The following is a 24106-nucleotide window of genomic DNA, read 5'->3' on the forward strand; positions in this document are numbered from 1 at the left end:
CAATTAAAATGCAATTAATATTTCAAGCACTTTTCGCCTCAGCAGGATATTCGCCCGTATTAATCGATTTCTAAGCAAAATTCCAATCCAGCTGGCCAAAACAGCTTTCATTAAACCAACTACAATGAAAGGATAAACGCCTGATGCTAAAGCGAGTGACCAGTTCAAATCAAGAACGAATTTCAATTGAATTGTACCGCATAGCAATGTGATGATCATTCCTGCTATATTAGCAACAATAGCCATGGAAAAAGTGAAACTTGTCCTTTCCAAAATAAGTCCAGTGACAAAAGCTGTTAGAATAAATCCAAAAATGTAGCCGCCTGTTGGTCCTATCAATACCTGGGCACCTCCACTAAAACCGGCAAATACCGGGGCCCCGACTACTCCCAAAGCAGCATAGCATATCATTGCAATAGCCCCTAGCTTACTGCCAATAATGGTCGCGGTTAAGCCAACTCCCAATGTTTGCCCACTTATTGGCACAAGCGGGAGCGGTACTTCAACTTGTGCTAACACGGCCGTAATAGCTGCAAACAGCGCACATATGATGACTTTTCGTAAATTTGACTGACTTTGATTCATTCGGCACCTCCATATATGTAAACTAATTATTAATAAGGTTAACATAAATATTGTCAAATTACTATACCTTTTCAAACAAAGGGACACCAATCGCTCTTATCAGGATAATCTGAAAATCTCATATTCTATGTACTACTGAAAAAGCGCATATGCTATAATATAATATGGAATTTTAGGAGGTTTTTATCGTGGATAATTTCAAGCAAATACTTCATAAATATAACAAGAAAGTGAAAGAGATGTGGAAAGCCGGAAAAATCCAGCGTTCCTCCCGTGTAACGTATGATATTGTTTGGAATATTATCCTGATTTTCATCGTTGTCGGTGTAGTCGGAGCCGTCTTTGCATTTGGTGTTGGTGCAGGTTATTTCGCTTCACTTGTTAAAGATGAACCAATCCGAAGTTATGACGAAATGGAAAAAGATATTTATAATTATGAAGAAACGTCAGAGCTCTATTTTGCCGACAATAACTATATCGGTGATGTTCAATCAGACATACATAGAGAAGAAGTTTCACTAAAAAATGTCTCTGATACACTGCTGAATGCAGTCGTCGCCACAGAGGATGAAAATTTTCGGGAGCACAAAGGTGTTGTACCAAAGGCAATCGTTCGTGCCGTTGTTCAAGAAGCCACCAATGCTGATGTTAAAACAGGCGGAAGTACATTAACACAGCAGCTGATCAAAAATCAGATACTGACGAATGAAGTATCTTTTGAACGGAAAGCAAAGGAAATATTATTATCACTTCGCTTGGAACGCTTCTTCAGTAAAGACCAAATCCTGGAAGCCTATTTGAATATTATTCCATATGGTCGTGATGCTTCAGGGCAAAATATTGCCGGAATTCAAACGGCCGCGCAAGGTGTATTTGGCGTTGATGCAAAAGATTTAAATCTTCCGCAATCAGCTTATCTTGCCGGATTGCCGCAGAGTCCTTCTTACTATACACCATTTGCCAATAAGGGCGGATTAAAGAAAAAAGAGGATTTGAAACCCGGTATAAATCGGATGAAGTCGGTACTAAAACGAATGTATGACGAAAAATATATTACAAAAAAAGAATATGACAAGGCACTAAATTACGATATTGCAGCTGATTTTACAAAGGCTTCGAAATCTGCCATTGAAAAATATCCATACCTGACCTATGAACTTGAAAAACGTGCAAAAGAAATTCTTGCCAAGAAGTTGGCAAAAGATGATGGGTATACAGCAGAAGACCTGAAAAATGATAAAAAATTACGTGAAGAATATATGATTCTGGCGGACCGTGATATGCGGCAAAAAGGCTATGAAATACATTCAACAATTAACAAAAAGACCTATGAAGCATTTCAGAAAATAGCAAAGGAATATGACAACTATGGGCCTGACAAACCGGAAACAGTGGAAAATAAAAAAGGTGAAAAAGTGGAAGTCATGGATCCTGTACAGGTCGGCGGTATTCTAATAGAGAATAAAACTGGAAAGATTCTTAGCTTTGTCGGTGGACGCGGTTATAGTGCCGAGAGTCAACTAAACCATGCAACAAACGCTCCCCGGTCTAATGGAAGTACGATGAAACCGCTGCTCGTATATGGACCAGCAATGGAAGCGGGCGTCATTCAGCCAGGGACACCAATATTAGACTATAAAATCGATGCAAAATACCATCCAGAAAACTATGCAGGTGGTTACCATGGTATTGTGTCTGCCCGTCAGGCACTGGCACAATCATATAATATACCGGCAGTAAAAATATACAAAAAGATCTTAAATAATGATCCCGCTACGGAATATTTAGAAAAAATGGGGATAACTACTTTAAGTGAGGAAGACCATTATAATGAATCCTTGGCACTTGGTACAACGACGGTAACAGTTGAGGAAAATGTTAATGCATTTGCCACGTTTGGAAATAACGGCAATTTTGTTGATGCCTATATGATTGAGAAAATCACTACAAAAGATGGTGACGTTATTTACCAACATAAAGGGAAGCCGGTCGAAGTTTTCACACCGCAAACAAACTATTTAACCATCGATTTAATGCGTGACGTTATTAGCAGCGGTACAGCAGCATATCTGAATTCTCAGTTACATCAACCCGGAGTCGACTGGGCAGGAAAAACCGGAACCTCAGAAGACTGGAAAGATGCATGGTTTGTTGCCACAAATCCAAATGTAACATTTGGTACGTGGATGGGTTACGATACACCAAAAAGTCTGCAATGCAGCGGATGCTCACTGAGCTACAGTAACCGTAACATCAAATTATGGGCGCAGTTAATCAACAAAGCGACAGAGATTAATCCCGATTTGATGGCACCGGGAAATAGCTTTAAAAGCCCTGATGGTATTGCTTCACGCAGTTACTGTGCTACTTCCGGAATGCTGCCGTCTGAGTTATGTCAAAAGGCAGGATTGGTACAGTCGGATATATTTAACACAAAATATGTACCAACCAAAACAGATGATAGTCTGATAGGCGGCAGCGGCAGTCTGGTCAAAGTAAATGGAAGAACTGTTGCAGCTGGTCCAAAAACGCCGAAAGAATTTACGACCGGGAGCGGGCTTGCCTTTAATCCGGAGTTTTTAAAACGGGAAGGATATGATAAATATAGCGATTTATCTGTTTTATTCCCTAGAACAAATCGGGAACTGTGGGAAAAAATCGGTGCAACAGGTGGAGGTGCAAGTAGTGGTTCGATTAGTGATGATGGGAAAAGCCCAGGAGCACCGCCGTCTGTTTCCAGCTCCGGAAATACGCTTTCCTGGTCAAAATCGGCCAGTAACGATGTTGTCGGTTATCGTATCTATCGCGCAGCAGCACCAAGTGGGTCATTCTCATTAATTGGCAGCACTACATCAACAAGCTTCTCGGTACCAAAAGGAAAAGGCGTTTATATTGTAAAAGCAGTTGATTATTTTGGACTGGAATCTTCCGGATCCAGTGAAGTTAAACTCGGTGATTTCCCCGATCCTAAAAAGGAAAAAAAGGATAAACCCGAAAAAAAAGAAGATAAAAAAGCTGACAAAAAAGTCGATAAGAAAGAGGACAAGAATACCGACAGCACACCGGATGATTCCGGAGATGACTCAGAAGATGAATCATAGGGTAAGATCGGCATTTCGCACATCCACATAAGGAGGGAATTCCCTCCTTTATTTTTTTGACTTCTTTTTACAAATTTGTCATACTATTTATGAATTTATTTAAAACATTCCCCCTTTTACTAAAAATCAGGTGCACAATCCTGTATACTTGTAGTGTATCCTGCTAGTAACTTAATTTAGGGTGGTGAACATAATCGGATGAACCATACGAAAACCTGTCACAAGATGACACGTGATACTGCTCGTGGAATCATTACCATTGAAGGGCCACTAGCATCAACGGAATTAAAACAGTACCAGTTTCATGAAGACTTGACCGCTTTCCGCCCCGCCAAAAAGCAATTTGCCGCCATATTGGATATTGCTGATTTCCCGGAAGGCAGACTGATTATTGCCAGAACAGGTGATACGATTATCGGTTATGTCACATATTTGCATCCAGATCCGCTGGAGAGATGGTCAGAATTTAATATGGACGATCTGATCGAATTAGGTGCCATCGAGGTAATCCCGCAATATCGCGGTGCAAAAATTGCCTCTGGCCTATTACAGGTTTCGATGATGGATGACTATATGGAAAACTATATTGTGATATCTACCGAGTATTACTGGCATTGGGACTTAAACGGAACAAAATTAAGTGTTTGGCAATACCGCAGTGTGATGGAAAAAATGATGGCAGCCGGCGGACTATCCCCTGCCCCAACAGACGACCCGGAAATCATTTCCCATCCAGCCAACTGTCTGATGGTCCGAATTGGTGAAAATGTACCGGAGGAATCCATTAAGCAATTTGATACATTGCGTTTTTTACAAAGACACCATTACCGTAATATGAGGGAGGGATTCTAAATGCTCGTTGAAAATATCATGAAAACAGATATGCAGACATTGCCGCCAAATGCAACGATTGCCGAAGCCTTAAAGTTGCTGCAGCAGTACCACATCAGGCATATACCGATTACCAACGAACATAATCACGTCATAGGAATTGTCTCAGATCGTGATGTCCGGGATGCCAGCCCATCCATTTTCAATGAGGATACCGGACAAACAGAGTTGCAAAATGAAATTCAAACTATTATGAGTCAGCCAGTTGTTACGGTTCATCCACTTGATTTCGTTGAGGAGATTGCCCGTATTTTTTACGACGAGGAATTTGCTTGTCTTCCGGTTGTAAGCAATAATGAGCTTATTGGCATTGTTACAGAGAAAGACATGCTGTACACATTGATTCAGCTGACAGGAACAAATGTCCAGAGTTCGCATATTGAAATAAAAGTACCGCATAAACCGGGAATTTTACCTGAAGTAGCATCGGTGTTCGGGAAACGCAAAACAAACATTACATCTGTGCTAGTCTACCCATACCATGATGATCCGAACTATAAAATTCTTGTATTTCGCATTCAAACGATGAATCCGATGCCAGTTGTACAGGATTTACGGGCGGCAGGATATGAACTTTTGTGGCCGAACGATATAATGGGGCCAAAATTATGACATGCAATTCTTCCTTTGTTTTTTCCAATGCATATTTAAACTATCATTTCCATTCGGATCATCCTTTTAACCAAAAACGGGTAGTATTGGCAAAAGAGCTGTTGGAAGCAGCAAACACCCTTGAGCAACACGAGATCATTGCCCCACGATTAGCGACGGATGAGGAACTCGCGTTATTCCACGATAAGGCATATATCCAGGCTGTTAAAAAGGCAAGCAGCGGAAAAATGTCTGCAGATGAAGGTTTTGAGTTTGGTCTCGGTACCGAGGACACACCAATTTTTACAAACATGCATGAAGCATCCAGTTTTCTCGTTGGTGGTTCATTAAATGCGGTTGACACGGTATTGGAAGAAAAATCAGCCCATGCACTTAATTTGGGGGGCGGTTTGCATCACGGATTTAAGCGAAAGGCGTCCGGATTTTGCGTTTACAACGATGGTGCTGTCGCGATCAAATACATGAGAGAAAAATATAATGTAAGAGTATTATACGTTGACACAGATGCACACCACGGTGATGGCGTGCAATGGGCATTTTATGAGGATCCAAATGTTTGTACGTTCAGTATCCATGAAACAGGCCGCTATCTATTCCCGGGTACTGGCAATGTCAATGAACGCGGCATCAAAGAAGGGCACGGCTATGCCTTCAATCTCCCTGTTGATGCGTTTACAGAAGATGCCTCTTTCTTACAAGTATATGAATCCGCTTTAACGGAAATTTGTGCATATTTTAAGCCAGATGTTATTGTAACGCAAAATGGTGCAGATCCCCATGCCTATGATCCATTAACACATCTTTGTGCTACTATGACCATTTTTGAAAAAATACCATTACTGGCACACGAAATGGCCCATCAGTATTGTGATGGAAAATGGATTGCTTTGGGCGGTGGTGGCTATGATATCTGGCGCGTTGTTCCAAGAGCTTGGGCCCAGATTTGGAATGTCATGAAAACAGGTCATCCAAAGACAGGCAATATTCCGGATAAATGGATCAAGCAATGGCAACCGCAAGCACCAGTAACGCTTCCGGATACCTGGCATGATGATCCAGCGATCGTACCGGAAATTCCAAGAAAAGCGGAGATCACAGAAAAAAATGCAAAATTTCTACTTAGTTTATTAAAGTACACAAAAAATAAACAGTGATCAATGAACTAGTCGAGCTGACAATATTCATCAGCGCCAGCCCGATATTGTCCATTTCATCCAACGATCAATCTGGAAAGAAACTTAAATTTAAAATGGATAAAGCGAGATAGCACCTGCACGTCATCTCCCTTTATCCATTATTCTGTTCTGTATTATCTTCCAATATGACGATTTCAACACGTCTGTTTTTACTCCAATTTTTTTTCGAGGTGTTCGGTACAATTGGTCGTGTTTCCCCATAACCTACTGAGGAAAAACGGGATTCCTCAAAATCGTTCTCTGTAATGAGGTAACGAATAACACTGCTGGCTCTTGCCCCGGATAATTCCCAATTTGACGGGTAGCGGAAATTCGAAATTGGTCTGCTGTCTGTATGTCCTTCTACTTTCACATGATTTGGCATCTCTTCAAGCAGTGTACCTATTTTATTGAGAAAGGGTTTCCCGGAATCGAGAATAGCGGCTTCTCCAGAGTCAAATAAAATACTCTCTTGTAATACCAAAACGACACCACGGTCGGTTCGGCTGGCCGAAATTACGTTTTCTAGCTTATTTTCATGCAAGTATTTCTCAACGTCTTCCATTAATTTATCCAGTGAATCTGTTTTATCGCCAGTTTCGTCATCCCTGTCATTTAAATTTTCCAATTGTGCGGGGTTCTCAAACTCGTTGGAATTTTTCCCGCTTTCCTGATCACTCGTACTTTCAGTTGGATTCTCCATCGGTACAGGTGATGGATAAAAATCTAAAACCATCCGGTTCCGAAATGACTCAGAAATAGCCTCAAATTTTACTAAATCAATTTGTGACATGGAGAACAATAATATAAAGAAGACAAGTATTAATGTGACCATGTCTGAATAGGTAACCATCCATTTTGGTGCACCGTTATTTCTCGTTTTCTTTATTTGTCTACGCTTCATGGACGCTCTCCTCCACGAACGCTGCTTCATCCTGCTGCTCTTCTGACAGCTTCGATTCATTGGAGAGAAACGCACTAAGCTTTTCCTCCAGAATCCGTGGATTTTGTCCGGACTGAACTCCAATAATCCCTTCAATAATAATTTGTTTCATAAAAACTTCTTCTTCAGTTTTTCCTTCCAATTTACTTGCCATCGGAATAAATACCAGGTTAGCAAGCACTGTTCCATACAGGGTTGTCAGAAGCGCAACAGCCATTGCCGGCCCCAATGTAGCAGGATCCTCAAGATTATTCAGCATTAGAACCAGTCCGACCAGCGTACCAATCATTCCCCATGCTGGTGCGTATTCCCCAGCTTTTTCAATAATGGCTCGTCCTTGATAATGACGTTCCTCCATTGCTGTGATTTCCGCATTCATAATATCATTGATTACTTCCGGTTCAATCCCGTCAACAGCAAGCAATATACCTTTTTTAATGAACGGATTCTCCACTTCATCCAGCTCATTTTCCAAGGCCAATATCCCTTCCCGGCGTGCGCGTTCCGACAATTGTACAAACAGTTTGATCAATTGTGGGAGCTGCTGATCGTTTTTGTGAAATGCTTCTTTCAATACCTTTGTTGCCAGCTTCATTTGTTCCATTTTAAAATTAATCATCAATGATGCGATCAACCCGCCAATTACAATGAAAATGGAAGAAACATCAAGAAACGTGATAGCCCCTTTGCTTCCACCATTTGTTAAAATGGCAAGCATAATCATAATAAATCCGAATGTAATGCCGATTGGAGTTAATATATCTCTTTTCCTCATCGTAATCTCCCCAAACCTAGATGAATAACGGGAAACTGCACACAGGATCCTCATCAAGCTGATTAAACTGCCGTTTCCCTTCCAATATGACTCATTCTATATATCGGCATTATTTTCGATTTGTTGAGTCCCTTTCAATAATTCGGTGTGGCAATACAACCTTCTTCTCGGATACATCTTCTTTATTCATATATTTCGTCAATAACCGCATCGCTACTGCACCAATATCATACATTGGCTGGACAATGGTTGAAAGTGTGGGACGGACCATTGTTGCGATTCTCGTGTTATTAAAACCAAACACCTCGATGTCCCCGGGTACGTTTAGGCCTTTATCCTGTATTCCATGGATAACCCCTAATGCCATCTCATCGGAAGCGACAAATATTGCGGCCGGCTTTTTATCATGTGATAATAGCTGTTCAGCAGCCTCTATTCCCGAATCATACGAATAGTCACCTTCTACAACGTAATCCTCGTTGACAGTTGCACCTGACTCCTTCAGCGCCCGAGTATAACCAGCAAATTTCAATTTATTGATAAGCGTTCCATCCTGACTAGTTACATAAGCAGGATGGTCATTTCCCTGATCGATTAGAAATTTCGTTGCTTCATAGGCAGCAGCTTCATAATCAATGTTAACCGATGGAATTGTCTCTGATTCGTCAAATGTTGCTGCCAGTACAACTGGAACAGACGATGATTGAAATTGGTTCACATGCTCCTCAGTAATGTCTCCACCCATAAATAAAATACCATCAACTTGTTTTTCCAGCATCGTATTGATCAATTGCAATTCTTTATCCTTGTTCTGGTCCGAATTACTCAAAATAATATTGTATTTATACATTGTTGCTATATCCTCTATACCCCTTGCTAATTCGGCAAAAAAGATGCTGGAAACATCCGGAATAATCGCACCTACTGTCGTTGTTTTTTTACTAGCTAGTCCTCTGGCAACGGCATTAGGCCGATATCCCAGCCGCTCAATTGTTGCCAGTACCTTTTTACGTGTTACAGGTTTCACATTCGGATTTCCATTAACCACACGTGAAACTGTTGCCATCGATACATTTGCTTCCCTTGCTACATCATATATTGTGATATTCATTTTGCTAAAACCTCCAAATTTTTAACGTTGACACGTCCTAAAGTTATATATATCATACTGTACCACAAAATAAACAATTAAAAAATAAAAAGACTGATCAAATGTTGACCAGCCATTATTTTTCTTAGTAAAGCAGGCGAAAAATTTACAGATTTATACAACTAACCTAGAAAAATCCATTTCCAGGTTGTTAGTGTTCCCCCTCCATACGATAAGTTAATATCGGTGAAAGGGGACGTGCCGGTTTTAGTCGTCCTTCCTCAAAATGGGCGCTTGCGCTTTTGTGCTTATGAACGGGCAGCTGTTGCCGTATAGGAAGCTAAAGCATCCATGAACGAATCAAACATTGGAATATCCATTTGCTGTGCAGAATCAGACAGGGCTACTGCCGGATCCGGATGCACCTCGGCCATTACCCCATCGGCACCAATTGCCAGAGCAGCCTTTGCTGTTGGAAGCAGCAAATCCCTTCGACCAGTTGAGTGTGTTACATCAACCATAACAGGTAAATGTGTCTCCTGTTTCAAAATCGGAACAGCCGAAATATCCAGTGTATTCCGTGTCGCTTTTTCATACGTTCTAATTCCGCGTTCACAAAGAATAATATTTCCATTGCCACGTGATATAATATATTCTGCAGCATTGATAAATTCTGATATTGTTGCGGATAAACCACGTTTCAATAATATAGGCTTATTGACATCCCCTGCTGCCTTTAGCAGCTCAAAGTTTTGCATATTACGTGCGCCAATCTGGATGACATCAAGGTAATCCACCGCCTTTTCAATATGTGCTGGATTAACAATTTCGCTTACCACCGCCAGATCATATTCATCGGCAACCCGTTTCAAGATTTGCAGTCCTTCGATTCCAAGTCCCTGGAAATCATATGGTGATGTTCTAGGCTTGAAGGCACCACCCCTTAGCAGTTTAACCCCTCTTCGCTTAACCGCCTCCGCTACCGCGCTCGTTTGCTCATAGCTTTCAACAGCACACGGACCGAAAACAAAATGGGTATTACCATCTCCAACCTTTTCTCCCTTAATATCGATCACCGTATCTTCCGGTTTCTTTTTCCGCGAAACGAGCAGTGCTTTACGATGATCATCCTCTTGCAGCTCCAGACTAGCCTTGAAGATTTCTTTGAAAATGTGTTCCACTGTCGAATCTTCAAATGGACCATCATTATGCTGGACAAGCTTATTCAGCATATCCCGCTCTCGTACAGGATCATATCGTTTCATACCTTGCTTATCCTTTATTTCACCGATTTGCCGAACGAGCTCGGCACGCCGATTTACAAGCTCTAACAGTTCAAGATTAACACTGTCTAACTGATTGCGCAGTTGTTCCATTTCATTCATCCTAAAATCTCCTCCTAAATATAATACATTTTTAATAATTAGAGACAATTATAGCTAAAAATTTTTTCTTTGTCAGCAAAAAGTTTATAATTATAACTATATTCTTTCTGGAAAGGGATTTTTCATGATGGAAGAGCGCATTTTTGCACTGGATATTGGTACAAGATCCGTAACAGGTATTTTATTAGAAAAACAGAGTGATAGATTTTCGATTATCGATTTCTATACAAAAGAACATAAGGAACGATCAATGCGGGATGGGCAAATACATAATGTAATTGAAGTTGCTGACGTTATCCATGATGTTAAACAGCAGCTCGAACAGACATATGGCGAATTACCGTCCGTTTGTGTTGCAGCTGCCGGCAGGGCACTTAAGACGGTTCAAGCAACTGCTGAGCTTGATTTAAACCAGCAGCCAATTGCAGAAAACGATATAATCAAGCATTTGGAATTAAGTGCTGTCCAAGCGGCCCAGCGCCAGCTTGCCAACAATGAAAATGATGGTGACTATACAAACTATTATTGTGTTGGTTATTCTGTACTGCACTATAAGCTTGATGGTGAAGTAATCGGTTCCCTGATTGATCAGAGCGGCAAAAAGGCAGCAGCAGAAATTATTGCTACATTTTTGCCAAAAGTGGTCGTCGAATCTCTTTTAGCGGCGTTATCACGAGCGGAATTGGAAATGGAAGCACTGACCCTGGAGCCGATTGCGGCAATTCATGTACTTATCCCGGAATCAATGCGGCGGCTGAATGTGGCACTTGTCGACATTGGAGCTGGTACGAGTGATATTGCTATAACAGATAAGGGTACAGTTGTCGCCTATGGAATGGTTCCGGTTGCCGGCGATGAAATAACGGAGGCGATCAGTGATTACTATTTATTGGATTTTCCAGAAGCAGAGCAGACGAAAAAGGAAATTGTATTGAATGGTAAGGATACCGTTCAGGACATCCTGGGCTTTGAAACAACGATTGACCATACTACGTTAATGCATGACATTACATCAGATGTTGAACGATTAGCAGGTGCAATTGCCGAGGAAATCATTCAATTAAACTCACGGGCACCGAAAGCTGTCATGCTTGTTGGCGGTGGCAGTTTGACCCCAGGGATAAACACGGCTCTGGCAAAGAAACTGCAGCTGCCAGCCAATCGTGTTGCGGTACGAGGAATTGACGCGATCCAACATATAACAAAAACAGAACAACTTCCGACAGGTCCTGATTATGTGACACCAATCGGGATTGCCATTGCCGCTATAGAGAATCCAGTACACTATGTCAGTATCAGTGTTAATAATCAAACCATCCGACTGTTTGAAATGAAGCAATTAACAATTGGCGATTGTTTGGTACAGGCTGGAATTGAGATAAATAAATGGTATGGAAGACCAGGAGTTGCAGCTATTGTTACGGTAAACGACAAGACCGTCACACTACCAGGCGAATACGGAAAAGCGCCTGTAGTCCAGTTAAACAACAGCCCAGCAAATGTTGATACAATCGTTCATCATGGTGACAGCATTTCGCTTGTAAAAGGCGTGGACGGAAAAGAACCAACCGTTACTTTGGAAGAGCTTGTTGGCGAAGTCTCATCGTTTACGATCTATTTCAACGATACAGCCTATCAAATCACGACTACTTTCTATGTCAACGGGGTTCGTCAAGAAAAGGATTATATTCTGCAAGATAATGATAGCATCGAGTGGAACCAAACCAGAACCGTTCAGGACTTTATCGAAACATTGGCTCCGGAAAAACGTAAAACAGTACAAGCATTTCATGTGTATGTAAATAACAAGGAGGTTATCCTGCAGAATACAGGTGGGACACAGCTGTACTTGAATAACGAAAAAGCGATAATCAATCAACCATTAAAAAATGGCGATCATATAACCATCAAAACACGAAAGCATCCGACTGTTAATGACATACTTAACCAGTGTCATGAAGTACTTTGGGATTCCATTACGGTCACGTTTAATAACAAACCGGTTTTGGTAAAGCAGCAATTCAACAAAGTTTATCGAAATCAGGAGGAATTATCCGAGGATACACTTCTTATGCCGAATGACAAGCTTGAGGTGAGACGACAAACTGTTACACCGTATATTTTTCAAGACATTTTTCGTTATATTGAGATCGATTTAGCGAATGCTTCAGGAAATTTCAAACTGTATAAAAACAAACAGCCAGCGACTTTTCATGAAACCATTCACGATGGCGATAATCTGGAGCTGATTTGGGAGGATTAAATCGACACGCGATCGTCCCCCATTTATTACACATAAAAAGGAGCTAACCTTAAAAGGCAGCTCCTTTTTATGGTAAAAGGTTATTTCTTTTCCAATTCATCTGCAGCTTCTTCAATTGCTTCGGCTACTTCTTCAGCTGCTTGTAATGCCTCGTCCTCTTTATTCCGCTTATCCTGCAGCTTGTTTTGGACGGTTTTGGTTAACTCCTGTGTTTTTTGTGAAACATTCTTTGATAGCTGAGAAGCGGAATCTACTGCTTTGCCTTTCACCTCTGTACCCATATTGTACGCTTTATCTTTTAATGCAGATCCTTTTTCATAGGCAACATCTTTCCAATCATTCGCCCGGTCTTTTAATTGGGTGGCACCCTGATTAATATCCCCCCGTAGTTCTTTACCGGATTTTGGCGCATATAATAGTGCAGTGGACGCACCAACAATACCACCAATTAGCGCTCCAATAACAAAATCTTTCGTGTTTATATTACCATCTTGTTTGGCTCCCATACAATCTCCTCCTCCAAATTTATTTATGTTTATTTTTTTTCCATAAATCCATCATTGCTGCGCCCCACTTCACTGCCTGTGATGCCTTGTCTTGATTCTGGGAAGCAGATTTCGAGATGCTTGCTGAAACTTGTCTTAATGTTTGATTGAAATCTTTTACCGTGTCACCAATACCTTTTACACCTTCAAAAAGACCATTCATTTTTGCGGATTTTTGACTTGCATCCTCTGCTAGTTTATTCGTTTTATTTAATAATTCCTCTGTCTCTTTGGTAATCCCCCGCATTTGTTTTTCCATATTTTCCATTGTATCCGCTACGTTATTTAATGTACGTCGGGCAGCTACCAATGTCATTGCTAAATAAGCTACTAATACTGCAAAGGCCACAGCAGCAATAAACGCAGCAATAGCTAATAAGTATTCCATGTAATTCAGCTCCTTCTAAATATATGTATTTTATTTTATACAGTAATGTTGATTGATAGTCATTAGTATTAACTAAGATACCAACAATTACTTAAATAATACCCGAACAAAATTGGACTAAACCTATTCCTTGTTCAACTATACAGGTTTGTCCAATTCATTTCGACAAAAACGGATAAATTCCTTGGCAATGCTTGTATATTCATCATGTGGAAAAAGAGCCTTTACGTGCATGTTCGAAAAGTTGCCAAACTGGGTCTTAAAGGTTGAGCCAGTTTAATAAGAGCACCAAGGAAAATTCCCCCCGAGTATGCCGCTTATCATTTGATGACTTTTTGAACAACCTATTTAACATAGACTCTTCCATATCAGGCATTTTTCAATTTATTATCATACATACTTAATTGTTCCTCATAAGCTTGCTGGAATTTTTGAATATCTCCTGCTCCCATGAAAATCAAAACACTGTCGGGATAGCTTAGCAGACGCTCAGTGTGTGTCAAATCCAGTATCGTGCTGCCATTAATCAGCTTTTCCAGATCATGAATCGTAAGTTTTCCACTTTCTTCTCTCGCAGATCCAAAAATATCACATAAATATACGTGATCGGCCATATCTAAACTATCGGCAAACTCCTGCAAAAATGTCTTTGTCCTTGTAAATGTATGTGGCTGAAAAATGGCGACAATTGATTTCCCCGGATACTTCTTTCTTGCTGAATTAATTGTTGCCTCTATTTCTTTCGGATGGTGTGCATAATCATCAATTAAAACCTGAGTCCCCGCTTTTTTCTCGGTAAACCTGCGCTTAACGCCTTGAAACGTACTGATTTTTTTGATGTCCTCAGCCTGCATGCCTTCATAATGACAAATAGCAATGACAGACAAAGCATTCAAAATATTATGGTCCCCGTAAAACGGAATCGTAAATGTGTCATAAAAAGTATTCCGCACAAACACGTCAAATTGCGTACCGCTTTCCGTTTCAATTACATTTTGCGCCTGAAAGTCATTTGTATTTGCAAACCCATAATACATTACTGGTACTTTGGCCTGGATTTGCTGCAATTTTTCATCATCTCCACACGCAATAATTCCTTTTTTTACACGATCTGCCATTGATTGAAATGCATCAAACACATCATCAATGCTCGTAAAATAATCCGGATGGTCAAAATCAATGTTCGTCATAATCGCATAATTCGGTTCGTATTGCAGGAAATGGCGGCGATATTCACATGCTTCAAAAACAAAATACTTGCTGTCCACATGGCCTTTACCTGTACCATCACCAATTAGATAAGAGACTGGGTATGTTTCGTTTAAAACGTGAGCAAGCAATCCTGTTGTCGATGTTTTCCCATGTGCACCGGTTACCGCAATACTTGTATATTGCTTTAACCATTCTCCTAAAAACTCATGATAACGATAAAATTTGTTTCCCTTTTCTCTTGCAGCTTTAATTTCAATATGGTCTTCTGAAAATGCATTTCCGGCAATGATCGTATAGTCATCTTTGATGTTATCTTCTAAAAAAGGGAGTATCGGAATGCTTTTCTCCTCTAATGCTTCCTGTGTAAAAAAACGCTTTTCTACATCAGATCCTTGCACCTTTTCTCCGGAATCGTAAAGTATATGGGCAAGGGCACTCATTCCTGTCCCCTTAATACCAATAAAATGGTAAGTTGTCATAAAAAAGAACCTCCAAATTTATGTGTAAAAAGGATTAGCCATCCTTCTTTTCGGGTAGCTATTACATAATTATAGCAAAAGTAAAGTAAGAGTAAAATAAATTATTTTTTCTCCACCGTCAGAATAATGTTACTGTATTTTCTCTTACTCAGGAAGCGTTAACTCTAAATGCCGCTAAACCGATAGATATGGCCACTTCCAGCACTGGTTTGTATCCGCTTTCGTTTTTAAATCGTCTGGCTGCTGTATTCTACTGGTTCAAGACGTGGGTTTGGTCTGTACCGTCTTCCCTCTTTTGCTTCTGGTGTGCCGTTAAGCAGGACATTATCACCTGTGAAGCCAATGTTTATATTTAATAAACTGCCGCCAACACCATACATATCCACGGGAACACCAAGCATTTCAAACTGTTCAATACGTTTTTCAGTAAATCCGCCGCTTACAACAATATTTACGTGGGGATATCCTTCTTCATCCAGTGCTTTTCGCAATGCAAATATAAGTTCAGGACTTGCTCCACGCGGATCGAAAGTGCCCATCAAATGATGATTTCGCAAAAAATATTTATCAACAAGTGTCCGTGATGTATCAACACGTACACCTTTTAAATCTGTGCCGAATGCCCTGGCAACCTTTAACGCATCTGTTATCACGTCGTTATTATAATCAACAAGTGTAACAAGCTCATCCTCAGGATACATTTCATGGTACGCTTTTGATGCAGCGACAACATCACCGCGAAACATTTGGATCATCGCGTGTGGCATTGTGCCCATTCCCTTTTTCCCCCACCATTCGTTCATTGCATGAGTTGCTTGTGCTGTTGAACCGCCGATAAAGGCAGCATAACCGTCACCTGCCTGCTGGGTAAAATGATCGTCACGATCGCCCATAAAAATAATCGGCTTCTGTTTACCTGTAGATCGGGCCGCTTTTACGACATTATATACATTTGTTGCTACCGATGTTCTTCTTGCTAAAATTCCGTCAATAATCCCCTCCAGAAAGCCAAAATGCTGATAGGCTCCAGAAATGGTCAGGACCGTTTCATAGGGTGCAATCTTATCGCCATCTTTTAATGAGTGGATTTCCAATTTTTCAGGTTCATGCGCAAATGTATGTACTAATGCAATAGCTTCATCGGTTCCACATAAAACGGCATGTTTTTTCTGAAAAAACTGCATCGTTACATAATTATTGGGAAGCCTTTTCTCAGCAATTTCTTTTGTTTTCAAAAAATATACTGCCGAGAACCAGCCTTCCCTGATACGCTCATCAAACTTAAATGTTTTATTTGTCAAGCGTTTAATCTCCCCGCTTAATTTTTGCTCAATTTCTTTCATAGGTTTGCTTCTCCTTATATGATAGTGTGACAGTTTGCCGTTTCTCTATAGTAAGAAGTGGTCTGATCGTTTTGAACACACTTATAATCTATCATATAAGAATAAACTTGATTCGACAAGGAAAAAATTATTCTTGGATTTTACAGCTGTGAATTGGAAATTAACACCTCTCTTGGCTTACTCCCATTTTGCTGAGCGATAATCCCCTTTCGTTCCATTGTATCCATTAAGCGGGCAGCGCGATTATAGCCTATTTTGAAATGGCGTTGTAATAATGATGTACTGGCACTATGCTGCTCAACAACAAAGGCAACTGCTTGCTCCAATAAGTTATCCTCTTCGTTTTCAACATCGATTTGCTCCAGCAGCTCATCCTGCTCAAATAAATAATTGGCAGGAGCAATCGTTCTGGCATACTTGGTAACCCGTTCAATCTCGTCATCCGAGACAAATGCTCCTTGCAGCCGTACACTCTTGCCAGCACCATTTTCTACAAACAGCATATCCCCTTTTCCTAATAGCTTCTCAGCACCGCTTGTGTCAATGATCGTCCTTGAATCAACCTGTGATGAAACACTAAACGCGATTCGCGTCGGAATATTTGCCTTAATTAATCCCGTTATAACATCCACTGATGGGCGCTGTGTAGCTAACAATAAATGGATTCCGCATGCCCGTGCTTTTTGTGCAATCCGGCATATGGCGTCCTCGACATCCTGCGGGGAAACCATCATCAGGTCAGCCAACTCGTCAATAACGATGACCAAAAACGGCATTTTCTCATCGATCCGGTTTTGCTTCTTCATTTTTTGATTATATCGCTCAATATCTCTGACACCTTCATGGACAAATTTCTCATATCGTTCTTCCATCTCATTGACAGCCCACTTTAAGGCCTGTGTCGCTGCCTTCACATCAGTTATGACTGGTGCTACAAGATGTGGGATATTATTAAATGGCGCGAGTTCAACCATCTTTGGATCAATTAGCAGAAATTTAACGTCTTCATGACTGGCCTTATACAACAGACTAATCAGGATCGTGTTAATGCACACGCTTTTCCCTGACCCGGTTGCACCAGCAATTAAACCATGCGGCATTTTCTTAATATTGGTAATTAACGGTGCGCCTTCAATGGTTAAACCTAAAGCAATTGTTAGCGGTGATGTGCTGTTTTTAAAAGCTTCTGTCGCAAAAATTTCCTGTAACCCAACCATTTGCGGCTTCGGATTGGGGATTTCAATCCCAATGGTATTTTTTCCAGGAATTGGTGCTTCGATACGGATATCCTTTGCTGCCATATTCAATTTTAAATCATCGCTCAGATTTTTTACTTTGCTGACCTTCACCCCCATTTCCGGATGAACTTCAAATCTTGTTACGGAAGGTCCTTGTGTCGCATTGACTACCCTTGCCTTGACATGAAAATATTTTAACGTTTGTTCCAGAAGCTCCTGCTGGTTCGTTACCCACAGTTGATCCTGACTATTTTTCGGTTCAGGGTCGGCCAATAAATAATACGGAATGTCACTTTTTAGATTGGGTGCAATTGGATGAAGTGTGTTCATCCTTTGTTTTCTCTCACGATGCCTCCGTTTGTCGTTTGCACTCATCATGACATTAAATGGCACTGTGTGATTTGACTTATTGTTCGCTTGTTCTTCTATCTTTCGTTTACGTTCTTTTCGTTGGTTATTGCTGTTTGGAGAAGCAACTGGATTTCTCTTTTTTGGTAATTCTTTGACGTGTACACCATTTATCTCTGCTGAAGTCTCGACTTCCTGCTGCTCTGGCTTTTCATTTTCAGTATGTTCGTCCACGGTATGTTTAGATCTATTTTGCTGGACCTTCGTGTACTTCTCCGCTTCCTTCTCGTCAGTTACAGCGGGATGCCCTACTGTTTCCTTGTTTTCTTGTAATACCGACTGGTTCTTTACTGCTTCATTATCCCCTACTCTCCGTTGTTCATTGGTTTCCTTTGTTTCTTTCGTTTCCTGTATCACCGGCAAGTCAAAAGCTGCCGCAGCCGCTTCCTCCGTTTGCTGTTTACGGACAAACGTCGGAATCTCTTCTACCTCTTTTTCCTTTTTCCGCTTTTGATAACCATAAATTGGCGACGGGACTTCCGTTGGACGGAATGGTTTGTTATCCGTTGTCTTTTTTTCTATTTTGTTCTCTGTTTTTTGCGGCTCTGCCGGCTTTTTCGGTTCTCTTCGTTTTCGTTCAAATGCCGGTCTTTCTATCGCTTCATTCGTTTTAGGATCGTCAGGGATCACTGGAAAACGAAAGGATTTTCGATTCGGGTATTTATGCACAACCTTCGTATGTAGTTCCTGATCATGAAAGCTGTGTTCACGTGGCTTTCTCTCTATTTCTTCTTCCTCTATTACCTCTGTAAAAAATAGATCCGTTATTCTTTTCTTCCATTGGTCCCACATATTTTTCACTCATTTCTTTCTCTGCTTAAAACTTCTTCCACTCTATTTTATCAGTTTTTCATGTTGTTTGTTAGTGTGTATTTCACATCAGCCTTTAAACAGAAAAACAACCCAAGCCCTGAAGACATAGGTTGCTTTTTGAACTTACACTTAAAAATGAAATGCATCTCCTTTTTTGTAGCTGTCTTCCAGCACGTAGATACCTTTTTCTTTCGGCGCATTCGGCAAGCCTAATTCTTTTTGCGAACATATCATACCATTCGATGGAACCCCACGTAATTTTGTCGGTTTAATTTTAAGTCCGCTTGGCATTACTGCCCCGACCTTAGCTACTACAACCTTCTGGCCGGAATCAACATTCGGTGCACCACAAACGATTTGCAAGGTTTCATCGCCGGTATCAACCTGACAGACACTTAACTTATCAGCATTTTCATGAGCTGTTTTACTTTTCACATAGCCAACAACGAATTTCGGACTTAAATCTAACTCAAGCTTATCGGACAGCCCATTTTTTGCAAAAAATGCTTTTAATTTGCTTAACAAACCCTCCGTTAATACGAATTTCCCGGTATCAGACAGTTCGAAATGGGTGGAAGCCTGAAAAATATTATATCCTAGTACTTTTCCCTGCTGATTTGTAATCTTTGTAATGTCTCCATAGTGCTCCTGCTTTATCTCATAGCGATTGCCATCGTCTAAAGGAATAATGAGTACATCACCAATTCCCGTCGGATTATAAAATACATCCATCTACGTTCATCCTTTCTATTTCTCCGGCCTGTTTTTTGCCAAAATGAAGATCGGTTCCAATCTTCTATCCTCGTAAATGAATGATAAGGATGTAATTGGAATTCTGCCTTCTGCAAAAAACTTCATCGTCATCTGTGCTAATATATCATAGCCTGTTTTGTTTTGAATGTCAGCCAATATTAAAACATCCTGATGCGGAACCGCCAAGGCCAGTTCCCCTTTACTATTTGCTTTCATTTCTTCCAAAAATGCCTCGTTTAGAATTCTGCTTGCATCATAACCGTCTTGTGTTGCAATAAAATAAAAATCATTGTCTGCTACGGTATCCTTTTTGGGATCGGCCTTTAATGAACGAATATTAAATGTTGCAATCTCGTCAATTCGTTCATAAGTCCAGTTTTCTTTTTCCAGCATCGGTTCGTCAATTAACCGGTACGATTTCCCCAGATCCAAGGCATAAAAAATCCGCGTTTCTGCCGTGTGGTCCTTTGTGGCCAATGTCGTACCTGCCTTCGTTTCAGTCGGAAAGGATGTTGCCCGGATAACCGGAAAAATATGCTTCTCCATCCCGGTTAATTCATATTCCTGATTCATAATCCGCAGCGACTCCGTAATATGGTCAACTAACTCATCAATTGCCTGCTCACCGCGCTGATTATATTTCCCGATCACGTTCGGCAACGTAATCGTAACTCCCTGCTTCGTAGCCCTCCATTCAATCCGGAACGTATCCTTATCCCTGTTATAGGAAGTCTGATAATCCGGATTCACAAGCCGCTCTTCCAAGATCCGTTTCATTTTTATGCTTGTCATTTTCATCGCTTATTCCTCCTTCACGGAAGCTCCAATCGGAATTAGTCCGGCAACCCGTCCAAAAATGCCTCAATTTCTTCCTTCGTTTTTCGATCTTTACTGACAAACCGGTCAATTTCTTCGCCCTCCTTAAATGCAATAAAACTAGGTATACCAAAGACATCGTATTCCTGGCACAATTCAATAAATTGGTCACGGTCAATCAATATAAACGTAAACGCTGGATATGCATGTTCAATTTCGGGTAAAATTGGTTCGATCACCCGGCAGTCCGGACACCAATCCGCACTGAATAATGCAATAACCGAATCGTTCTCTATATATTTTACAAATTGCTCTTTTGTTTCCAATGTTTGCATGTCCATCAACCTCCAATGTAATAGTATCTTTGTTTTTCTGTGATAGCAACAAAAAGCTACCTGATTAAAGCAGGAAAATCCTGCACTTCAGCTATTTGACTAGGTTATATTTTTCCAACCATGCAGAAGGATTGCATTACGTAAAAAAGTCTTTAAAATGGAAGTATGATAATGAACATGTTTTGGAGGGATTAGAATGGAATTAACCGTTTATTTAGCTGGCCAGATTCATGACGATTGGCGTAAAGATTTACAAAAGAAGGCAGAGGAAAAAAAGCTTCCGTTAACGTTCGTAGCGCCACAAACAAACCATGATCGATCAGATAATATTGGCGAAGATGTTTTAGGCGAACAACCAGGTAAAATTTATAAAGATGATGCAGCGTCAAGCATCAATAACTTGCGAACCCAAGTGTTAATGCAGAAATCGGATGTCGTCATTGCTCTTTTCGGTGAAAAATACAAACAATGGAATACGGCAATGGATGCAAGTGCTGCCATTACGATGAATAAACCAACGATTATTATTCGCCCTGAATCACTGATCCACCCATTAAAAGAACTATCGAATAAAGCAAATGTTACCGTTGAAACTGTTGATCAGGCTCTTGATGTATTAAACTATATTTTTGAATAATTGGGTTGCAGCGGAATCCTTTTCCGCTGCATGTTAAAACCGGTTATGAAACTCCCACTGTCCGCGCAACAGTTTTACGATATGGACAAACATTTCCTTCCTCGTAACAAGTTCATTCGTGAAAACACCAATTGCCCCTTCTTTTTTCCGTATTTCTTGTTTTTTGGCGAATTGATCCATGACATCTCCTAATTCAAGGCCTTTTTTTAATTCGGTATTGATTTTTTCCGCTAATGGAATTCTGGCACCACTTGCTGTATAAATATTTCTTTCCTGGTCAACCAGCGCTCCCCAATTACACAAATAAAGCTGATCTTCTACATACATCACGCCACCTTCAAGACCAACTCCGAGCGTGTTCGGGTTTTTCTGTACACATTCCAATGCCCGGTTAACCGCACCTTCTCTTGTTTCCTCATCTGAAAATGGTTGTGCGGATACACTCGAAGCTGCTTCCATATTAATTACTGTATACGCCGGGAATATTTCTAGAACAGCGTTAACTTTTGCCGGGTTTTTCGAACCAATGATAATTTTCATTTACGAATTCCTCACAATCAAAAAGCTAGCCGCTACCATCCAACACGGCAGCGGTTTTGGTCCTTACTTGGGAAATTACAAATTTCATATGATGCAACTAGCCGGACAGTCATAACGTAGCCACGTACGGCTCCAGCGCTCTGCGGCTTCCGCTTTTTGTTAATTATTTACTACGAATATAATCCACCGTATTTTGATCGGTTGTTTTTACCAATTTAACTAAAAGTTCCTTGGCTGCCGCGTAATCATCCACATGAACGATTGATGCTGACGTATGAATATAACGAGAACAAATGCCAATCACCGCTGATGGGACACCATCGGTTGCCAGATGGACCTTCCCCGCATCTGTTCCACCTTGGGATATAAAATACTGATATGGAATATGATTCGACTCAGCTGTCTCTAAAACAAACTCACGCATTCCTTTATGCGTTATCATCGATCGGTCAAAAATCCTTAGCAAGGCTCCTTCGCCTAATTGTCCAAATTCCTTTTTGTCACCTGACATGTCATTTGCCGGTGATGCATCCAGTGCATAAAAAATATCCGGCTGAATCATATTCGCGGCAACCTGTGCCCCCCGTAAGCCAACCTCCTCCTGGACAGTAGCACCAGAGAACAATTGATTTGGCACGGTTTCGTTTTGCAATTCTTTTAAAAGTTCAATGGAAAGTCCGCATCCATAACGATTATCCCATGCCTTTGCCAGGATTTTTTTGCTGTTTGCCATTGGGGTAAACGGACAAATTGGTACGATTGCCTGCCCTGGTTTAACCCCGATTTGTCGTGCATCGTCACGGTCATCTGCACCAATATCGATCAGCATATTTTTTGTCTCCATCGGTTTTTTGCGCTGTTCAGGTGTAAGGTTATGCGGAGGAATGGATCCAATGACTCCGATTACCGGACCATTAGCTGTCATTATCTGGACGCGCTGCGCAAGCATGACCTGATTCCACCAGCCACCAAGCGTCTGAAAACGAATCATCCCGTTTTCCGTAATTTGCGTAACCATAAAGCCAACTTCATCCATGTGCCCAGCAACCATAACTTTAGGACCCTCGCCCTTTTTGACACCAAAAATGCCACCTAAATTATCCTGAATAATCTCATCTGCATATTTTTGCAATTCACCCTTCATAAATTGGCGAACGAGATGTTCATTACCTGATGCCCCTTGTAATTCGGTTAATGTTTTAAAAAGCTCCAGTGTCTCTTGTTTCATATGTTCTCCCCTCATCCCTTTTCTATGTATTGCTTAATCTAAGTATAACGGAAAGGCTGTTGCTCTTTCCACCATCCACTATCGTATTTCATTTTCTATTTTTTAAGTTTTGCGGTATACTAACAAGTGAAGTTACCCGGTTTTAAATTTGTAGCTTGAGGTGATAATAAAATGGGAATGAAAAAGGCTGTTCTAGCAGCAGGGTTAGGTGTAGCTGTTGGGTATTTAGCAAAATGTCAAGTAGATCAATTACAAAAAGTAACACCGGAAAAAGCATTGAAACAAGCAAAAGAAACATTTAAAAGAGAAGGGCCGATTAGCGGTTCATGGATTTATATGAAACCAGAACAGGTTGAAAAAAACGGTTTAACATACAACGCCTATCGTGGTGGTGTTACCCGTAACATCGACGGGGAGAACAAACAATTTGAATTCCATGTTGATATGGAAACAGGCGCTGTGATTGACGCTATTCAAACAACATAAGAAGAAGCTGCTCGTTTATAAGAGCAGCTTTTTTGTTAGCCAGTAGATGTATCCATTTTTTCCCT

At 40.7% G+C, this 24106-nt stretch carries 22 protein-coding genes; 7 read left to right on the plus strand and 15 right to left on the minus strand.

Going from position 1 to position 24106, the window contains the following annotated elements:
- Nucleotides 1–3: 3 nt before the first annotated feature.
- Entirely contained in the window at nucleotides 4–585 is a 582-nt protein-coding gene (locus CZ382_RS09280; RefSeq protein ID WP_088050888.1) for a biotin transporter BioY, read from the minus strand.
- 188 nt (nucleotides 586–773) lie between these two features.
- Here CZ382_RS09280 and CZ382_RS09285 point away from each other — a divergent pair, with 188 nt between their 5' ends.
- From CZ382_RS09285 to CZ382_RS09300, 4 genes are all read left to right on the plus strand, one after another.
- Nucleotides 774–3686: a transglycosylase domain-containing protein gene (locus CZ382_RS09285; protein ID WP_327365173.1), complete on the plus strand. Its 2913-nt coding sequence runs from the start codon at nucleotides 774–776 to the stop codon at nucleotides 3684–3686.
- Between the two features lie 198 nt (nucleotides 3687–3884).
- On the plus strand, nucleotides 3885–4538 hold the full coding sequence (locus CZ382_RS09290; protein WP_088050889.1) for a GNAT family N-acetyltransferase: 654 nt from the start codon (nucleotides 3885–3887) through the stop codon (nucleotides 4536–4538).
- Entirely contained in the window at nucleotides 4539–5189 is a 651-nt protein-coding gene (locus tag CZ382_RS09295; RefSeq protein ID WP_088050890.1) for an acetoin utilization AcuB family protein, read from the plus strand. It begins immediately after the preceding gene.
- Nucleotides 5186–6343, plus strand: coding sequence for an acetoin utilization protein AcuC (locus CZ382_RS09300; protein WP_088050891.1), 1158 nt, complete (start codon nucleotides 5186–5188; stop codon nucleotides 6341–6343). The genes CZ382_RS09295 and CZ382_RS09300 overlap by 4 nt, the downstream gene beginning before the upstream one ends.
- A gap of 133 nt (nucleotides 6344–6476) precedes the next feature.
- On the opposite strand, the gene motS is transcribed toward CZ382_RS09300, so the two are convergent.
- The 4 genes from motS to CZ382_RS09320 form a co-directional block, all read right to left on the minus strand.
- Nucleotides 6477–7268, minus strand: a complete 792-nt coding sequence (gene motS, locus CZ382_RS09305) for a flagellar motor protein MotS (protein WP_088050892.1) — start codon at nucleotides 7266–7268, stop codon at nucleotides 6477–6479.
- Entirely contained in the window at nucleotides 7258–8082 is an 825-nt protein-coding gene (gene motP / locus CZ382_RS09310) for a flagellar motor protein MotP (RefSeq protein WP_088050893.1), read from the minus strand. The genes motS and motP overlap by 11 nt, the downstream gene beginning before the upstream one ends.
- A gap of 109 nt (nucleotides 8083–8191) precedes the next feature.
- Nucleotides 8192–9193 carry a catabolite control protein A gene (gene ccpA / locus CZ382_RS09315; protein ID WP_088050894.1) on the minus strand — a complete coding sequence of 334 codons (1002 nt, stop codon included), beginning with the start codon at nucleotides 9191–9193 and terminating at the stop codon, nucleotides 8192–8194.
- Nucleotides 9194–9480: 287 nt separating this feature from the next.
- Entirely contained in the window at nucleotides 9481–10557 is a 1077-nt protein-coding gene (locus CZ382_RS09320) for a bifunctional 3-deoxy-7-phosphoheptulonate synthase/chorismate mutase (protein WP_088050895.1), read from the minus strand.
- Between the two features lie 124 nt (nucleotides 10558–10681).
- On the opposite strand from CZ382_RS09320, the gene CZ382_RS09325 reads away from it, so the two are divergent.
- Nucleotides 10682–12820 carry a cell division protein FtsA gene (locus tag CZ382_RS09325; protein ID WP_327365177.1) on the plus strand — a complete coding sequence of 713 codons (2139 nt, stop codon included), beginning with the start codon at nucleotides 10682–10684 and terminating at the stop codon, nucleotides 12818–12820.
- 80 nt (nucleotides 12821–12900) lie between these two features.
- Here CZ382_RS09325 and CZ382_RS09330 read toward each other — a convergent pair whose 3' ends face one another.
- From CZ382_RS09330 to CZ382_RS09365, 8 genes are all read right to left on the minus strand, one after another.
- Complete coding sequence (locus CZ382_RS09330; RefSeq protein ID WP_088050896.1) at nucleotides 12901–13326, minus strand: YtxH domain-containing protein; 426 nt, start codon at nucleotides 13324–13326, stop codon at nucleotides 12901–12903.
- Nucleotides 13327–13345: 19 nt separating this feature from the next.
- Entirely contained in the window at nucleotides 13346–13753 is a 408-nt protein-coding gene (locus tag CZ382_RS09335; RefSeq protein ID WP_088050897.1) for a DUF948 domain-containing protein, read from the minus strand.
- Nucleotides 13754–14121: 368 nt separating this feature from the next.
- Nucleotides 14122–15444 carry a UDP-N-acetylmuramate--L-alanine ligase gene (murC, locus tag CZ382_RS09340; RefSeq protein ID WP_088050898.1) on the minus strand — a complete coding sequence of 441 codons (1323 nt, stop codon included), beginning with the start codon at nucleotides 15442–15444 and terminating at the stop codon, nucleotides 14122–14124.
- Nucleotides 15445–15671: 227 nt separating this feature from the next.
- A complete protein-coding gene (locus tag CZ382_RS09345) occupies nucleotides 15672–16787 on the minus strand; it encodes a nicotinate phosphoribosyltransferase (RefSeq protein WP_088050899.1) in 1116 nt (371 codons plus the stop codon).
- Nucleotides 16788–16927: 140 nt separating this feature from the next.
- Complete coding sequence (locus tag CZ382_RS09350; RefSeq protein WP_088050900.1) at nucleotides 16928–19225, minus strand: DNA translocase FtsK; 2298 nt, start codon at nucleotides 19223–19225, stop codon at nucleotides 16928–16930.
- A 150-nt stretch (nucleotides 19226–19375) separates the two neighbouring features.
- Nucleotides 19376–19978: a YtpR family tRNA-binding protein gene (ytpR, locus tag CZ382_RS09355; RefSeq protein WP_088050901.1), complete on the minus strand. Its 603-nt coding sequence runs from the start codon at nucleotides 19976–19978 to the stop codon at nucleotides 19376–19378.
- A gap of 15 nt (nucleotides 19979–19993) precedes the next feature.
- On the minus strand, nucleotides 19994–20797 hold the full coding sequence (locus tag CZ382_RS09360; RefSeq protein ID WP_088050902.1) for a DUF1444 domain-containing protein: 804 nt from the start codon (nucleotides 20795–20797) through the stop codon (nucleotides 19994–19996).
- A 35-nt stretch (nucleotides 20798–20832) separates the two neighbouring features.
- Nucleotides 20833–21150, minus strand: coding sequence for a thioredoxin family protein (locus CZ382_RS09365; protein WP_088050903.1), 318 nt, complete (start codon nucleotides 21148–21150; stop codon nucleotides 20833–20835).
- Between the two features lie 196 nt (nucleotides 21151–21346).
- Between CZ382_RS09365 and CZ382_RS09370 the strand changes: the two genes are divergently transcribed.
- Nucleotides 21347–21787 carry a YtoQ family protein gene (locus CZ382_RS09370; protein WP_088050904.1) on the plus strand — a complete coding sequence of 147 codons (441 nt, stop codon included), beginning with the start codon at nucleotides 21347–21349 and terminating at the stop codon, nucleotides 21785–21787.
- 33 nt (nucleotides 21788–21820) lie between these two features.
- On the opposite strand, the gene CZ382_RS09375 is transcribed toward CZ382_RS09370, so the two are convergent.
- Both CZ382_RS09375 and CZ382_RS09380 read right to left on the minus strand, forming a co-directional pair.
- Nucleotides 21821–22327 carry a DUF84 family protein gene (locus CZ382_RS09375; RefSeq protein WP_088050905.1) on the minus strand — a complete coding sequence of 169 codons (507 nt, stop codon included), beginning with the start codon at nucleotides 22325–22327 and terminating at the stop codon, nucleotides 21821–21823.
- Between the two features lie 163 nt (nucleotides 22328–22490).
- A complete protein-coding gene (locus CZ382_RS09380) occupies nucleotides 22491–23555 on the minus strand; it encodes a M42 family metallopeptidase (RefSeq protein ID WP_088050906.1) in 1065 nt (354 codons plus the stop codon).
- A 171-nt stretch (nucleotides 23556–23726) separates the two neighbouring features.
- Between CZ382_RS09380 and CZ382_RS09385 the strand changes: the two genes are divergently transcribed.
- The gene (locus tag CZ382_RS09385) at nucleotides 23727–24041 is read left to right on the plus strand and encodes a PepSY domain-containing protein (protein WP_088050907.1); all 315 of its coding nucleotides are present in this window, start codon (nucleotides 23727–23729) and stop codon (nucleotides 24039–24041) included.
- Nucleotides 24042–24106 lie beyond the last annotated feature (65 nt).

The sequence above is a fragment of the Virgibacillus dakarensis genome (assembly GCF_900155625.1).
Lineage (GTDB): Bacteria > Bacillota > Bacilli > Bacillales > Amphibacillaceae > Lentibacillus_C > Lentibacillus_C populi.

Bases quoted from the DNA above. Each gene is read 5' to 3' on its own strand.
- CZ382_RS09280 (WP_088050888.1), bottom strand. From the start codon at position 585: ATGAATCAAAGTCAGTCAAATTTACGAAAAGTCATCATATGTGCGCTG.
- CZ382_RS09290 (WP_088050889.1), top strand. From the start codon at position 3,885: ATGAACCATACGAAAACCTGTCACAAGATGACACGTGATACTGCTCGT.
- CZ382_RS09295 (WP_088050890.1), top strand. From the start codon at position 4,539: ATGCTCGTTGAAAATATCATGAAAACAGATATGCAGACATTGCCGCCA.
- CZ382_RS09300 (WP_088050891.1), top strand. From the start codon at position 5,186: ATGACATGCAATTCTTCCTTTGTTTTTTCCAATGCATATTTAAACTAT.
- motS (WP_088050892.1), bottom strand. From the start codon at position 7,268: ATGAAGCGTAGACAAATAAAGAAAACGAGAAATAACGGTGCACCAAAA.
- motP (WP_088050893.1), bottom strand. From the start codon at position 8,082: ATGAGGAAAAGAGATATATTAACTCCAATCGGCATTACATTCGGATTT.
- ccpA (WP_088050894.1), bottom strand. From the start codon at position 9,193: ATGAATATCACAATATATGATGTAGCAAGGGAAGCAAATGTATCGATG.
- CZ382_RS09320 (WP_088050895.1), bottom strand. From the start codon at position 10,557: ATGAATGAAATGGAACAACTGCGCAATCAGTTAGACAGTGTTAATCTT.
- CZ382_RS09325 (WP_327365177.1), top strand. From the start codon at position 10,682: ATGATGGAAGAGCGCATTTTTGCACTGGATATTGGTACAAGATCCGTA.
- CZ382_RS09330 (WP_088050896.1), bottom strand. From the start codon at position 13,326: ATGGGAGCCAAACAAGATGGTAATATAAACACGAAAGATTTTGTTATT.
- CZ382_RS09335 (WP_088050897.1), bottom strand. From the start codon at position 13,753: ATGGAATACTTATTAGCTATTGCTGCGTTTATTGCTGCTGTGGCCTTT.
- murC (WP_088050898.1), bottom strand. From the start codon at position 15,444: ATGACAACTTACCATTTTATTGGTATTAAGGGGACAGGAATGAGTGCC.
- CZ382_RS09345 (WP_088050899.1), bottom strand. From the start codon at position 16,787: ATGAAAGAAATTGAGCAAAAATTAAGCGGGGAGATTAAACGCTTGACA.
- CZ382_RS09350 (WP_088050900.1), bottom strand. From the start codon at position 19,225: ATGTGGGACCAATGGAAGAAAAGAATAACGGATCTATTTTTTACAGAG.
- ytpR (WP_088050901.1), bottom strand. From the start codon at position 19,978: ATGGATGTATTTTATAATCCGACGGGAATTGGTGATGTACTCATTATT.
- CZ382_RS09360 (WP_088050902.1), bottom strand. From the start codon at position 20,797: ATGAAAATGACAAGCATAAAAATGAAACGGATCTTGGAAGAGCGGCTT.
- CZ382_RS09365 (WP_088050903.1), bottom strand. From the start codon at position 21,150: ATGCAAACATTGGAAACAAAAGAGCAATTTGTAAAATATATAGAGAAC.
- CZ382_RS09370 (WP_088050904.1), top strand. From the start codon at position 21,347: ATGGAATTAACCGTTTATTTAGCTGGCCAGATTCATGACGATTGGCGT.
- CZ382_RS09375 (WP_088050905.1), bottom strand. From the start codon at position 22,327: ATGAAAATTATCATTGGTTCGAAAAACCCGGCAAAAGTTAACGCTGTT.
- CZ382_RS09380 (WP_088050906.1), bottom strand. From the start codon at position 23,555: ATGAAACAAGAGACACTGGAGCTTTTTAAAACATTAACCGAATTACAA.
- CZ382_RS09385 (WP_088050907.1), top strand. From the start codon at position 23,727: ATGGGAATGAAAAAGGCTGTTCTAGCAGCAGGGTTAGGTGTAGCTGTT.